The organism is Yinghuangia seranimata (assembly GCF_029953285.1).
Lineage (GTDB): Bacteria > Actinomycetota > Actinomycetes > Streptomycetales > Streptomycetaceae > Yinghuangia > Yinghuangia seranimata.
The window spans coordinates 12995-25520 of the sequence record NZ_JASAOI010000042.1 but is presented as its reverse complement, the minus strand read 5'-3'; the positions used below and the strand labels follow the sequence as shown (position 1 = coordinate 25520).

15 protein-coding genes are annotated in these 12526 nt (G+C 73.9%); 7 read left to right on the top strand and 8 right to left on the bottom strand.

Annotated features, from left to right (window positions below; translation table 11 throughout):
• Window positions 1-40: 40 nt before the first annotated feature.
• Complete coding sequence (locus QI554_RS25835; RefSeq protein ID WP_281472804.1) at window positions 41-307, top strand: metal-sensitive transcriptional regulator; 267 nt, start codon at window positions 41-43, stop codon at window positions 305-307.
• A 52-nt stretch (window positions 308-359) separates the two neighbouring features.
• Entirely contained in the window at window positions 360-821 is a 462-nt protein-coding gene (locus tag QI554_RS25830; protein ID WP_281472803.1) for a hypothetical protein, read from the top strand.
• Window positions 822-848: 27 nt separating this feature from the next.
• Here QI554_RS25830 and QI554_RS25825 read toward each other — a convergent pair whose 3' ends face one another.
• The 4 genes from QI554_RS25825 to QI554_RS25810 all read right to left on the bottom strand — a co-directional run bounded on the left by QI554_RS25825 (window position 849) and on the right by QI554_RS25810 (window position 4099).
• On the bottom strand, window positions 849-1706 hold the full coding sequence (locus QI554_RS25825) for a hypothetical protein (RefSeq protein ID WP_281472801.1): 858 nt from the start codon (window positions 1704-1706) through the stop codon (window positions 849-851).
• On the bottom strand, window positions 1693-2433 hold the full coding sequence (locus QI554_RS25820) for a SigE family RNA polymerase sigma factor (RefSeq protein ID WP_343230818.1): 741 nt from the start codon (window positions 2431-2433) through the stop codon (window positions 1693-1695). Before QI554_RS25820 ends, QI554_RS25825 begins: the two co-directional genes overlap by 14 nt.
• A 155-nt stretch (window positions 2434-2588) precedes the next feature.
• Window positions 2589-2774 (bottom strand): hypothetical protein, encoded by a 186-nt coding sequence (locus QI554_RS25815; RefSeq protein ID WP_281472800.1) that lies wholly within the window; start codon window positions 2772-2774, stop codon window positions 2589-2591.
• Window positions 2775-2896: 122 nt separating this feature from the next.
• Window positions 2897-4099, bottom strand: coding sequence for a M28 family peptidase (locus QI554_RS25810; RefSeq protein WP_281472799.1), 1203 nt, complete (start codon window positions 4097-4099; stop codon window positions 2897-2899).
• 82 nt (window positions 4100-4181) lie between these two features.
• Here QI554_RS25810 and QI554_RS25805 point away from each other — a divergent pair, with 82 nt between their 5' ends.
• The 3 genes from QI554_RS25805 (at window position 4182) to QI554_RS25795 (ending at window position 7427) form a co-directional block, all read left to right on the top strand.
• A complete protein-coding gene (locus QI554_RS25805) occupies window positions 4182-5249 on the top strand; it encodes a DUF2804 domain-containing protein (RefSeq protein WP_281472797.1) in 1068 nt (355 codons plus the stop codon).
• 108 nt (window positions 5250-5357) lie between these two features.
• Window positions 5358-6284: a hypothetical protein gene (locus QI554_RS25800; RefSeq protein WP_281472796.1), complete on the top strand. Its 927-nt coding sequence runs from the start codon at window positions 5358-5360 to the stop codon at window positions 6282-6284.
• A gap of 102 nt (window positions 6285-6386) precedes the next feature.
• Complete coding sequence (locus QI554_RS25795; protein ID WP_281472795.1) at window positions 6387-7427, top strand: NAD(P)-dependent alcohol dehydrogenase; 1041 nt, start codon at window positions 6387-6389, stop codon at window positions 7425-7427.
• Window positions 7428-7450: 23 nt separating this feature from the next.
• Here QI554_RS25795 and QI554_RS25790 read toward each other — a convergent pair whose 3' ends face one another.
• The gene (locus QI554_RS25790; protein WP_281472794.1) at window positions 7451-8950 is read right to left on the bottom strand and encodes an MFS transporter; all 1500 of its coding nucleotides are present in this window, start codon (window positions 8948-8950) and stop codon (window positions 7451-7453) included.
• 100 nt (window positions 8951-9050) lie between these two features.
• On the opposite strand from QI554_RS25790, the gene QI554_RS25785 reads away from it, so the two are divergent.
• The gene (locus tag QI554_RS25785) at window positions 9051-9680 is read left to right on the top strand and encodes a TetR/AcrR family transcriptional regulator C-terminal domain-containing protein (RefSeq protein ID WP_281472792.1); all 630 of its coding nucleotides are present in this window, start codon (window positions 9051-9053) and stop codon (window positions 9678-9680) included.
• 94 nt (window positions 9681-9774) lie between these two features.
• Here the strand turns inward: QI554_RS25785 and QI554_RS25780 are convergent, their stop codons facing one another.
• A complete protein-coding gene (locus QI554_RS25780) occupies window positions 9775-10125 on the bottom strand; it encodes a 5-carboxymethyl-2-hydroxymuconate Delta-isomerase (protein WP_281472789.1) in 351 nt (116 codons plus the stop codon).
• A 222-nt stretch (window positions 10126-10347) separates the two neighbouring features.
• Here QI554_RS25780 and QI554_RS25775 point away from each other — a divergent pair, with 222 nt between their 5' ends.
• Window positions 10348-11160, top strand: a complete 813-nt coding sequence (locus tag QI554_RS25775) for an alpha/beta fold hydrolase (protein ID WP_281472788.1) — start codon at window positions 10348-10350, stop codon at window positions 11158-11160.
• Between the two features lie 91 nt (window positions 11161-11251).
• Here the strand turns inward: QI554_RS25775 and QI554_RS25770 are convergent, their stop codons facing one another.
• Together QI554_RS25770 and QI554_RS25765 are read right to left on the bottom strand one after the other, a co-directional pair.
• Complete coding sequence (locus tag QI554_RS25770; protein ID WP_281472787.1) at window positions 11252-11875, bottom strand: dihydrofolate reductase family protein; 624 nt, start codon at window positions 11873-11875, stop codon at window positions 11252-11254.
• 207 nt (window positions 11876-12082) lie between these two features.
• Entirely contained in the window at window positions 12083-12430 is a 348-nt protein-coding gene (locus QI554_RS25765) for a hypothetical protein (RefSeq protein ID WP_281472785.1), read from the bottom strand.
• Window positions 12431-12526 lie beyond the last annotated feature (96 nt).

Below are 12526 nucleotides of genomic sequence, written 5' to 3'. Positions count from 1 at the left end.
CTGGGGGTACCATGGATTACGAGCCGCAAGGAGGACCCAGATGACCGTCGACGAGGATGCCAGCAAGGTCGTCCTGAACCGGCTGCGCCGCGCCCAGGGGCAACTGGCCGCCGTCATCGCCATGATCGAGGCCGGCCGCGACTGCAAGGACGTCGTCACCCAGCTCGCGGCCGTCTCCCGAGCCCTCGACCGGGCCGGCTTCAAGATCGTCGCGAGCGGCATGCGCCAGTGCATGGCCGCGGCCGACGGCGAGGCCCCGCCGATGAGCGAGGCGGAGCTGGAGAAGCTGTTCCTGTCCCTGGCATGAGCGGCGCCGACGACGCCGTGGTGAGCACGGGCGGGGACAGGTGAGCGGGCACGTGCCCCCGTCCCGACTCGTCGGCAGGCGCCTGCTCCGCGTCACGTCGGCCTGGTACCACTATGGCGACAACGAGCCCGAACTGCTCCACGTGTGGCTGCACATGGACGGGCTCGGGCCGGTGCAGGCGCACACACCAGGGGAGGGCTTGGCGCTGCTGCTCACGAAGCCGCACGAGCCGTACACGATGGACGAGTACGGAAGCGTCACGCTCGACGACGACTCACCCGACGTCGCCCTGACCCGGTTCGTCGGCGAGACGGTGCGCGCGGTGCGGAGCATCACCTACCGCGACGGGCGGTTCGCGTCCCCCTCCGGTGTCGTCCTCGAGTTCGACGGCGGCCGGGTCCGCCTGCTGGCGTTCGGCGACGGTCTCGTGGTTGGTGACGACCGACGCCTGGGTACGGTCGAGGCGTGTCTCCACGAGGAGGACGACACCGGGGGCCACGCGCGAGGAGGGTGATTCCGGCGCGGTCTCGGCGTCGGGGGGTCAGCGGCCCGTGCCTGTCACCGGTCCCGTGCCGTCCTTCATGCGGACGGTGTACTGGAACTCGGTGTCCGGGCCGGGTCCCGGGAACTCGACCACAACGAACCGCGCCTCCTGCAGGTTGGGCGCGGAGACCGGCGGGACTTCGCCGGTGGTGACCCCTCCGAGCGAGACGCTCATGCCCGCGGCGGCGGGGGACACCCGGGCCACGACGAACGTGGCGCCGCGCACCTCCGTCCCCCTGACCCAGTCGACGGCCTGACCCGGCGGCAGCGCCCGGCGCTGGTCGGCGGAGCAGGTCTCGGCGACCGGTACGCCCTCGTTGCCGGCGCCCGGGGCGAAGATGACGAGCGACTCGCAGTACACGCTCTCCTGCATCGCCGTCGGCACCGGCGCGTTCGTCGACAGGCGCCGGAAGTCGTCGACGTACCCGGCACGGACACGCTTCACCCAATACATCCGCCGGGACAGCGCGAACTCCCCGGCGGTGTCCTGACTCCGCCAGATCTCCGAGCTGTACAGCAGCTTGCGGTCGAGCTCGCCGGGCGCCGCGCCCGCGGCCCGCCGCGGCGACGATGGAGTCGGCGCCACCGCGACCGGCGCCTGCGAGGTCAGCGCGGCCGGCCGCGACGCCGAGGCCGAAGGCGTCTGGCCCGACCCGCCGTTGATCAGCATCGTCGCCGTCACCGCCCCGCACACCGCGACCACACCGGCCACCGACGCCGCCACCGTCGCGCGTCGCCGCCGGATGCGCCGCGCCCGGCACTCGACCGCCGCCAACGGGATGTGCGAGTCGGGAAGCTCGCTCACGCGCGCGGCGAACCGCTCACGCACCCACGTCGGGTCGTCAGGCGCACCCATGGCTGAGCCCTTCCGCGTACGCGCGCTGCCGGCTCTCCGACCGCCCGCCGCCCGCCCCGCCGTGCTTCGCGCCGCCGCTGCGGACCGTCTGGTCGTACGCGGCCGCGCCCGAGCGAGGAGTCGGTACGTCGGCACGCGAGGCCTTGGCACGCCGCGCGCCGGCCCGTTCGGCGACGGCCCCCGGTGCGTCGTCGGCATCGGAGCGCCGCCGCGCCGCGCCGCCGCCCGCGTCGTCACCGGCCAGCGCCGGATCGGAGCGCAGCTTCGCCAGGCCCTTCGCGGCCTGGCTCTTGACGGTGCCGACGGTGCAGCCGAGCGTCTGCGCGACCTCCTCCTGCGACATGTCCTCCCAGTACCGCAGGACGACCACCGCCCGCTGGCGCATCGGCAGCCGGGCGAGCGCGGCCAGGAGCGCGTCGCGTTCCTCGAACCGCCCGTGCTGCGGCGCGGTGTCGGCCCGGTCCGGGACGAGCGCGCTGAGCAGCTGCGTCACCCGTCGGCGGCGGAACCGGTCCGAGTTGCAGTTGGCCAGGATGCGACGCACGTACGCGTCCGGGCTGTCGCTCGCCCGCACCTTGTGCCAGGCCACGTAGGCCTTGGCGAGCGCCGTCTGCACCAGGTCCTCGGCGTCGCCGTGGTCACCGGTGAGCAGGAACGCCGTCTGGACCAGGCGCGGCCAGCGCGCCTTGGCGAACTCGTGAAAGTCCGCGCGTTCGTCAGATCGCAATGCGCAGCCTCCTCTCGCAGGTCATGACGGCCTCCGGGAACCGGAGCGTTGCCCGCTGACCGCGAGAGATTTCCGACGTGCCCGAACGAGGCGGTATTCCACCACGAGGAGGGGCGGCGGCCGTCAGCCCACCGCCCGTTCCAGGTGACGGTGGGTCAGAGGCCGCCACCGGCGGGGGTACGCATCCAGGCCGTCCGGCCTTCCGCGCGCCGCGTGGCGGCGAGCGATCCGGGGGCGCCGCTGTCACCGGCCCGCAGCATGTCGTTGTGCACGGGCTCAGCGGCCACCTGCCGCCGCCCCCGCCGGGTGATCCGATGAACGATTGCGTCCTTGAGGGACATGAAGGCCTCCAAGATCGAACGTCTGCCGGCACCTTCCTAACACGCCGAGTTGAACGGCGGTCGATGGAAGACCCTCAGCCTGCCTGGCCGTTCGTCGAGGTGGCCCCGTCGCTGTCGATCGGTCAGGTGGCGGCCAGGTCGCGGGCCACGGCCTCGGCGACGACGGCGGCGTCGGCGACGGAGGTGAAGTCGACGTGTTCGGGGAGGTCCGTGTGCAGGTGGTAGTGCGGGATCAGCTTGTCGTCGTCGATGGAGACGATGGTCGCCGTGCGGTAGCCGTGGCGCATCGGGACGACGCCGTCGGTGGAGCTGCGCGAGCGGAGGCCTCGGAGGAGGCGGACGCCGTGGTCGGCGGCGAGGGCGGTGATCTGGTCGCCGAAGGCCGCGTCGTAGTCCTCCATGGTGACGGGACCTTCGGCGTCGAGGAGGACCAGGTTGCCCGAGCCGAGCGTGTCGAGGTTGAGGAACCACGTGGTGTCGAGGGGGAGTTCGGGGAAGTGGCGGTGCGCGAAGCCGCGTACACCCTCCTGGAGGGCCTCCTCGGCGCCCGCCGAGAACAGGATCACGCGCAGGCCCGGGACGGGGCGTTCGCGGAAGGTGTCGGCGAGGGCCACGAGCACGGCCACCGCCGTCAGGTTGTCGTTGGCGCCCGGGACGGCCGTGCTGCGGCCGATCTGGGTCAGTGCCGCCGTGGTCACGGCGCTCAGGACCGTGCCCGCGCGGCGCAGCCCCCGGCTGCCCGCCGCGCAGCCGGCCGCGACCAGGGCGGGGCCGGCGAGGACCGGCCACCACATCGGCGGGTTCTCCGTCGCGCGGTCGACCATCGCCGGGTAGCGCCGGGCGAGGTGCCGGGCCAGACGCTGGTCGAACACCGCGCCGGTGGGGGCCGCGTCGTGGTGCGCCATCACGACGAGCGTGCGCGGCGCGTCGTCGTCGCCGACCGTGGCCACGACGTTGGCGGCGGTCCGCCGGTGCCCGCTCAGCAGCCGGCGGGCGTACTGGCGGCGGTACGAGATGTCGTCGGCGATGCCCGCCACGGCCAGTGCGCCGACCGCCGCGCCCAGGAGGCTGCGCCCGCGCCTGGCGGTCAGCAGCCCCGCGGCGGTGGCGGCGGCGGTGAGGGCGCCGATCGGGCGGGCGTACGACGGGTAGGCGGGCTCGCGTTCGACGACGGCCCGCGCACCCGCCTCGGCCAGGCGTTCCGCGATGCGCTCAGCGGCCTCGTGCTCGCCCGGCGACGTCGGGAGCCGGTCGAGGAGGGCCAGCGGTTCGATGACCTTGCGCAGTTCGGCGTCGGTCGGCCGACGGACCTGAGGCGGTGTCATCGTCCCACCGTGGCACGGGCCTTGCCGGATGTCGACGCGGCCCGCGCGCGCGACGCCGGACCGGCGCGCCTAACCTGGGGCGATGACGACAGCGGAGCACGAGATCACCGGTCCGGTCGACCTGTGCCTTCCGGACGGCCGGCTCAACCCGGACGCGGTCGGCTGGTCGCGGCGGCCGTGGCAGCGCACGAACCTGCGCGGCTGGGGCCGCACCAAGCGCTGGGAGTACTGGTGCGTGACCACGCCGACGCACCTGATCGCGCTCACGGTGAGCGACCTGGACCTGTTCTCGCTGGACGCTGTCTACTTCCTCGCCTTCGACGACGACGCGGTCACCTACGAGGTCGAGCGCACCTCGATCCTGCCGCCGCGCGGGGTTCGGCTCCCGGACAGCATCACCGGTGTCGCCGGCCCGGACGGTACGCCCGGCCGCAGCTTGGCCGTCGGCCCGGAGCGTCCCACACGCGGCAAGGTCCGCGTCGAGATCCACGCCGAACCGGGTGGGGCGACCCGCCTGCGCGCCCGCTGCCTCACCCCCGACCGGCGCCCGCTGGAGGCCGACCTCGTGGTGGCCGCGCCGACCGGGCACGAGACCATGAACGTGGTGGTGCCGTGGGACGACCGGCGGTTCCAGTTCACCTCGAAGCAGACCGCGCTGCCCGCGTCCGGCACCGTGCGGGTGGGCGACGAGGTGTACGCGTTCGGCACCGACACGTGGGCGACCCTCGACCACGGCCGGGGCCGCTGGCCGCGCCGGATCACGTGGAACTGGGGCGCGGCCTCCGGCATGTGCGGTGACCATGAGGTGGGCCTGCAGTTCGGCGGCAAGTGGACGGCCGGCACGGGCTCGACGGAGAACGCGCTGTGCGTCGACGGTCGGCTGAGCAAGCTCGGCGGCGAGCTCGAATGGACCTACGACAGCACGGACTTCCTCAAACCGTGGACGGTGCGGACCACCGACAGCGACCAGGTCGACGTGACGTTCACGCCGTTCCACAACCGCCACGCGCACACCGACGCCAAGCTCATCGCGAACCGCGCCGACCAGTGCTTCGGCCGCTACACCGGCCGCATCCGCACCGACGACGGCGAGACCGTCGAGGTCGACGGGCTGCTGGGCTGGGCGGAAGAGGTCGACATGCGCTGGTAACCCCGGTGCGGTGCGCCACCGGTCGGCCGGGGGCGGCGCCGGCGGGCGGGGTGCCTCAGAGTCCCTGAAAGCCCCCGCCTGCGGTCTGCCGGCCTCTACCCTCGCCCCGTGACCCGAATACTGGGCGGCCTCGCCGTCGCCTGCGCCGTGGCCGCCGTCGTCGTCGGCAACCTTCCGTTGTTCCTGGTTCCGCCCAAGGGGCCGATGCTCTATCCGGGCGTGGCGGCGCTGGTGTTCGTCCTGGCGTGGGCCGGCGTGTCGGCGTACCGGCAGCGGGGGATTGCGCGCGTCGATCTGGACGGGGCCGACGCGGGCGGTCGGGAGCTCGGTGGGACGACCGCCTGGCTCATGCGGTTCGGCATCGCGTTCGTCATCGGGATGGGCGGCGCCGCAGCGCTCGTCCAGGTGGTCGGGCCGGACGGGGAGAACGGCCGCTGGGCGGCGGACGTCCGGGCGGCGGGCGGCGGTTCGCACACCGTGCCGATCGACGCCGTGGTGGGCACGCCGGGGGAGACCGGCACCACTATCAACGACCAGGTGCAGTACAAGTCGACCGTCGTGCTTACGGTGCCGTTCGCCGACGGGCCCCGCCAGGTGACCGTCCATGGTGTCCGCACGCTCGGTCTGCCCGCGCCGGGGCGCGACGCGCATGTCCTCTATGCGCCCGACAACCCCGAACTCGGGGTGCGGGACGACCCGTTCGGGTTCTTCGACACCCTGTTCCCGATGATCTTCTTCTGGGCTTTCGCCGGTGTTCCGACGATCCTCCTCACCGTAGGGCTGACGTTCGCCAACCTCGAACGCCTGCGCGTGTTCCATCCGCGCGTGCACCTGCCGGCGATCGCGTTCCTCGCCGCGGGCGGCGCGCTCATGCTGCCGCTGGCGCTGGGCTATCCGGAGGACGGCGTCGACCTCGAGCTGGCGATTCCGGCGGCGATCGCGCCGTGGGCGGCCATGCTCTGGGTGACGGTCCAACTGGTGAAACTGCACGGCGCCGCGGCCGTACTGCCGCCGGTGCACGTCGACGACGACTGACCGCCGGCCGCGCGGACCAGGGGCCGTCGACCCGTTTCCTCTGCGACGCCTCGGGACACTCACGTTGGTGACGCGTCGTCGACCCCGTTGCGGAGGACCCTGATGAAGGCCGTGCAGTACGTCGAGCCCGGCGCCGCCCCCGTGGTGGCCGAGGTGCCGACCCCGACGCCCGGGCCCGGGCAGGTGCTGCTCAAGGTGACGGCGGCCGGGGTGTGCCACTCCGACATCGCGGTCATGGAGATGCCCGCCGAGCGCCTGTCGTTCCCGCTGCCGCTCACGCTCGGGCACGAGGGCGCGGGGATCGTCGCCGAGGTCGGGGACGGCGTCCAGGCCGTGCGGGTCGGCGACGCCGTCGCGGTGTACGGCCCCTGGGGCTGCGGCTTGTGCGCCAAGTGCGCGCTCGGCAAGGAGAACTACTGCCTGCGCGCCGGCGAACTCGGGATCTCCCCGCCGGGGCTGGGCGCGCCCGGCGCGATCGCCGAGTACCTGCTCGTCGACCACGAGCGGCACCTGGTCCCGCTGGGCGACCTCGACCCGGTGGAGACCGTGCCGCTCACGGACGCGGGACTCACGCCGTACCACGCGATCAAGCGGTCGCTGCCGAAGCTGGTGCCCGGCTCCACGGCGGTCGTGATCGGCGCGGGCGGGCTCGGGCACGTCGCGATCCAGTTGCTGCGGGCGCTCACCCCGGCGCGGGTGGTCGCGCTCGACGTGTCGGAGGAGAAGCTCGCGCTCGCCCGCGAGGTCGGCGCCCACGAGGCGGTCGTCTCCGACGCGGACGCGGCCGCCGCGATCCGGGGCCTGACGGGCGGCCTCGGCGCCGAGGTCGTCCTGGACTTCGTCGGCGCCGCGCCCACGGTGCTCACCGCGGGCGCGGCCGTGCAGGTCGAGGGTGATGTGACGATCGTCGGGCTGGGCGGAGGAGCGCTGCCGGTCGGGTTCGGGACGCTGCCGTTCGAGGCGACGGTCACCGCCCCGTACTGGGGGAGCCGCGCCGAGCTCATCGAGGTCCTGGACCTCGCCCGGGCCGGTGCGGTGAAGGTGCACGTCGAGACGTACGGCATCGACGAGGCGCCGCTCGCGTACAAGCGCCTGCACGAGGGCAAGGTGCGCGGCCGCGCGGTGATCCTGCCGAACGGGTGAGTGGCGCGGGAGCCGGCGAGGCCTCACCCCTCCGGCCGTGCCTCCAGCCCCAGTTCGTCCTCGCTCCGGAACCGCCGCGGCAGCAACGGCACCAACGCGACGGCCACGGCCAGGACACCGAGCGCCGCCGCCGTGCCCCATCCGAACGCGCTCGGGACACCCGCGTCCACGTGCCGCAGGAACACCGCGCCGACGACCACCACCCCCAGGGCGCCGCCGAGTTGCTCGACGGACTCCAGGGTCCCGGACGCCGTCCCGGCCCGCGCGGCGCCCACGTCCTGCAGCGTGATCGCGAACAGCGGCCCCATCAGCAGGCCGAGGCCCACCCCGGCGACCGTCAGCCCCGGCAGGAGCGCCCACACCGAACACGCCGGGCCGTAGTGGTGCACCGGCCAGGCCAAGGCGAACAGCCCCGCAGCGAGCGCGACTCCGCCCGCCGTCACCACGTGCCGCCCGATGCGCGGGATCAGCGGCTCGGCGAGCACCGCCACACCGACGACCATGCCCGCCACCATCGGCAGCGTCGCCAGGCCCGCGGCGGCCGCGCCCAGCCCGAGCCCGTCCTGGAGCAGGAACGTCGTGGTCAACGACAGCCCGCCGAGCACCGCCTCCACGAGCAGGCTCACCGCGAGTCCGGCGCTGAACGAGCGCAACCGGAACAGCTCCGGCTCGACCAGCGTCGCCGCGCCCCGCCGGGCCCGCGTCCGCTGGTCGTACGCGAACAGCCCCAGCAGCGGTACCGACGCGGCCAGGCACACCCAGGTCCACACCGGCCAGTGCCGCCCGGGGCCTTCGACGAGCGGCAGCATCAGCGACGTCAGGGCGACGACGGCCAGAACCGTGCCGTGCGCGTCCAGCCGGGTTTCGTGTGACGCGCGGCCGCGCGGGAGCAGTGCCGTGCCCGCGGCCAGGGCGAGCGCGCCGACGGGGAGGTTCACCAGGAAGATCGGCCGCCACCCGGCGCCGAACAGGTCGGCACGCAGGATCAGTCCGCCGACCAGCGGGCCGAGGGCCGCGCTCAGCCCGGCGATCGGGCCCAACAGGCCCATGGCCTTGGCGCGTTCGTGCGGCGCGTACATGAGCTGGAGCAGCGCCGCGGCCTGCGGGACCATCAGCGCCGCCGCCGCGCCCTGCGCGGTCCGGGCCGCCACGAGCGTGCCGGGGTCCGGTGCGAGCGCGCACGCGAGGGACAGCACCGTGAACGCCGCGGTGCCGATCAGGAACATCCTGCGGTAGCCGAACAGGTCGCCGAGCCGGCCGCCGAGGGTGACGAGGACGGCGAACGCGAGCGTGTAGCCGGCCAGGAGCCACTGCAGCGCGGCGCCGCCCGCGTGCAGGTCGCCGCGCAGCGTCGGCAGCGCGACGTTGACGACGGAGGCGTCGAGCATGTCCATCGCGACGGCGAGCATGAGCACGGCGACGGCGAGGGCGCGGCCGCGCGGAGCCGAAGGGGCCGGTGTGGTCGAAGCGGTCGAGGCCCGGGCCCGGCCCGGCTCGGCGGTGTGCGGGCTTGTCGTGCTCATCGGCGGTCACCCCCAGAATAAGACTAGACCGTCTAGTCTCGTTGCGACTCCGGAAATTAGACGAGACCGTCCAGTCTTGGCAAGGGGTAGGATCGCCGCCATGGACACCGCGGAAGGCCCGACGACCGCCCGCCGCCGCTCGCCGGCCAAGCGCGAGGCGATCCTGCGCGCCGCCCTAGAGGTGTTCCTGCGTGAGGGGTACGCCGGGGCCAGCGTCGACGCGGTCGCGGCCGTCGCGGGCGTCGGCAAGCAGACCGTCTACAACCACTTCGGCGACAAGCAGCGACTGTTCCTCGCGGCCGCCGGTGCCGCCCGCCCCGCCGATCCCGCGGCCGCGTGGCCCGGCCCGCCGACCCCCACCGGCGACGCCCGCGCCGACCTGGCCGCCGCGGGCGTCCGCATCCTCCGCGCGGTCCTCGCCCCCGACGCCGCCGCCCTCCACCGGCTGACCATCGCCGAGATCGCCCGGCACCCCGAACTCCAGTCGCTGTGGCGTGACAACGCCCCGACCGAGGTGACGGACGACATCGCCGCCTACCTCGCCGACCGCGACACGGCGGGCGAGCTCGACGTGCCGGACCCGCACCGCGCCGCCCGGCAGTTCGTCCTGCTGCTGGCCACCGAGGGCCGGGTGGCGAGCCTGCACGGCGTCGAACCGCTCGGCCCGAAGCGCCTCCGCGCGATCGCCGACGAGACCGCCGACCTCATCATCCGGGCTCACCGCCCCTGACCGCCCCTGATCTCAAGACGAACGGGCGGCGGCCGACCGTATCCACGGTGCGGCCGCCGCCCGTTCGCGACGAATCCCAGAGGCCTACGAGGCGTCAGCTTCCGTCGTGGTGCGCGAACCGGTAGATGTCGCGGTCCAGTTCGGTGACCTGCACGCCCAGTCCGGCCGGTACCGTCACGTACCGCCGCACCAGCTCCATGACACGCGCGGCCAGCTCGGCGCGCGCCCCCGCGCTGCGCCCCGCCAGGATCTTGATCTCGACCAGGACGACCGCACGGCCTTCGGAGCCGTCGCCGACCAGGTACTGCGCGGCCGGACGGAACACGGTCTTGCACTCGCGTACCGCGACGTCGATGACCTCGGTGACCAGCGGGTGCAGCTCCTTCGCGAAGCCGTCGCGGTCGAAGTCCAGATCGGCCGAGTAGTCGACCAGGATCTGCGGCACAGCAACCTCCTACGGGACGGGCCCGAGGCGGTGCGCGACTGGCGGTGCTCCGACGCGACAGCGCGCCGCCCAGGGTGGTTATTCCAGTCCCATGCTGGGCCATCCCCCACAAACGGGGGGCCTGGGTACACCTGCTGCGGGCCGCGAAGCTGAGGGCACGCCGCCGGACGGGAAGCCCCGTAGCCGGCACCACCGCCCGCCACGAACCGTGAGGACACCGCCATGCCCGCCACCCCCGCCCCCGTCACCCTCCCCGTCGCGCTCGCCCACGGCCCCGCCGAGGTCGAGTACTTCGTCTCCGGGACCGGCCCCGGCCTGGTGCTCGTGCACGGCACCTTCGCGGACGCCCTCGGTAACTGGCAGCCGCTGATCGACGCCGTCGCCGACCGCTACACCGTCGTCGCGGTCAACCTCGTCGGATCCGGCGGCAGCACCGGCCCCGAGACCGTCTCCGCGGACGACCTGGCCGGCCTGGTCGCGGCCGCGGCCGAGCACGCCGGACTGGACACGTACCACCTCGTCGGGCACTCGCTCGGCGCGGTGACCGCCGCCGCGCTCGCCGCCCGGCACCCCCGGCGGGTGCGCTCGCTCGCGCTGCACGCGCCCTGGGCCCGGACCGACGCCCGCGGCCGGTACCAGTTCGCGCTGTGGGAGCGGCTGCTGCGCGAGGACCCCGCGCGGCTCGGCGAGCTGCTGCAGCTCACCGCGTTCCGCCCTGAGGCCACCGCGGGCGCAGACAACGAGGACGTCGCCGCGTCCGTGCAGGGCCTCGCCGGCATGGTCTCCGTGCGGCACGTCCCGCAGCTGCGCGCCGACCGCGACGCCGACCTGCGCGACCGGCTCCCGCACGTCACCGCGCCGACCCTGGTACTGGTGAGCGGCCGCGACCAGATCGTCCCGCCCGCCGACCAGCGCGCGGTGGCCGCGGCGATCCCGGGTGCCGCGCTGGAGGAGTTCGACGCCGGGCACGCACTCCCGTTCGAGGACGGCGACGGGTTCGTGAAGGCCGTCACCGCGTTCCTCGACGCGCACTGAGAAGCCGGCTGAGCGCGGTGCGCACGACCGAGGGGCCCGGCGCCGTCAGGCGCGGGCCCCTCGGTGGGTCGGGTCGGGTGCGGGGCGCGGGTCAGCCCGCGGCGTTCTCCTCGGCGACCGGGACGTGCCGCTTGACGTCCTCGTACGTCGCCTCGCCGCCCGCCGCCGGGGCGTACACCAGGCTGAGCACGCCCTTCGGCAGCACCTCGGACGACACCAACGTCAGCGGGACCGGCGTGTCGCCCTCGTCGAACAGCCGCATGCCCTTGCGCACCGCGATCGGGTGCACGAGCAGTCGCAGCTCGTCCAGCAGCCCGGCCGCGAGCAGCTGGCGGACCACCGACACCGAGCCGCTGAGCGCGATGTGGCCGCCCTCCTGCTTCTTCAGCGCGGTGACCGCCTCGACGAACTCGCCCTCCAGCTGCTCCGAGTTGCGCCAGGTGAAGTCGAGCGTGCCGTGCGAGACCACGATCTTCCGCAGGTCGCCGAGGATCTTCGCGAAGCCGGCGTCGGGGCCGCCCGCGTCCTCGCGCTCCGGCCACGCGCCGGCGAACGAGTCGTACGTCGTGCGGCCGAACAGGATGGTGTCCGCGCCCTCGAGGGAGGTGCCGACGGCGGCGCCCATCTCGTCGCTGAAGTACGGGAAGTGCCACTCGTGGGGCGCCTCCACGACGCCGTCGAGGGCGATGAACAGGCCCGCGGTGATCTTCCTCATGATGTCGCCTCCGCTGTATGGGGGTCGGTGTCCCGGTGTCCCGGTGTCCCGGTGTCCCGCCGTGTTGCCGTCTTCATGGGGTAAGACCGCCGCCGTGCCGCGGACTCATCGGCGCGCGGGGACCTTTTTCCGGGACCTGTTCAGGACCTCCTCCGGGGCACTTCCGGACCCATCCGGGACCTTCCGGCGCCTCTTCCGGGACGCCCGTCAGGACACCCCGCCCGAGTCGGCCCGCACCACGCCCTCGTCCGTCGCGACGATGCCGTGCGCGTCGGTGAACGTCGACCACTCGCTCTCCTCGCAGATCCGCAGGATCCGCCGGTACGCCTCGCCGGGCTCCAGCTCCCAGCGGGCGAACCCGGACGGCGTGGTGCTGCCCGCGACCGCCCAGCCCCCCGTGAGGAGTTCGTCCAGCACCTCGGCGGCGAGCTCGCGGTCGTCGCGCTGCTGCGCCGGGGCCGTCTCGCGGGCCCACAGCAGCACGACACCCAGCGGCAGCGGATCGTCGGCGGCGGCGAGCAGCACCGCGTCGGCAAGGTGATCCACAGGGCTCACAGGGGTCCTCCTCGGCGTACGGTCGATCCCTTCCGAGTGTCCTTCGTGGTGGTTGGTGAAACCTGGTGGGACACGGGGGACTTCGCCGGTTCGGCG

Excerpts from the sequence above, each read along its gene's own strand:
- QI554_RS25835 (WP_281472804.1), top strand. The coding sequence starts at position 41 with ATGACCGTCGACGAGGATGCCAGCAAGGTCGTCCTGAACCGGCTGCGC.
- QI554_RS25815 (WP_281472800.1), bottom strand. The coding sequence starts at position 2,774 with ATGTCCCTCAAGGACGCAATCGTTCATCGGATCACCCGGCGGGGGCGG.
- QI554_RS25805 (WP_281472797.1), top strand. The coding sequence starts at position 4,182 with ATGACGACAGCGGAGCACGAGATCACCGGTCCGGTCGACCTGTGCCTT.
- QI554_RS25790 (WP_281472794.1), bottom strand. The coding sequence starts at position 8,950 with ATGAGCACGACAAGCCCGCACACCGCCGAGCCGGGCCGGGCCCGGGCC.
- QI554_RS25795 (WP_281472795.1), top strand. The coding sequence starts at position 6,387 with ATGAAGGCCGTGCAGTACGTCGAGCCCGGCGCCGCCCCCGTGGTGGCC.
- QI554_RS25770 (WP_281472787.1), bottom strand. The coding sequence starts at position 11,875 with ATGAGGAAGATCACCGCGGGCCTGTTCATCGCCCTCGACGGCGTCGTG.
- QI554_RS25825 (WP_281472801.1), bottom strand. The coding sequence starts at position 1,706 with ATGGGTGCGCCTGACGACCCGACGTGGGTGCGTGAGCGGTTCGCCGCG.
- QI554_RS25810 (WP_281472799.1), bottom strand. The coding sequence starts at position 4,099 with ATGACACCGCCTCAGGTCCGTCGGCCGACCGACGCCGAACTGCGCAAG.
- QI554_RS25775 (WP_281472788.1), top strand. The coding sequence starts at position 10,348 with ATGCCCGCCACCCCCGCCCCCGTCACCCTCCCCGTCGCGCTCGCCCAC.
- QI554_RS25785 (WP_281472792.1), top strand. The coding sequence starts at position 9,051 with ATGGACACCGCGGAAGGCCCGACGACCGCCCGCCGCCGCTCGCCGGCC.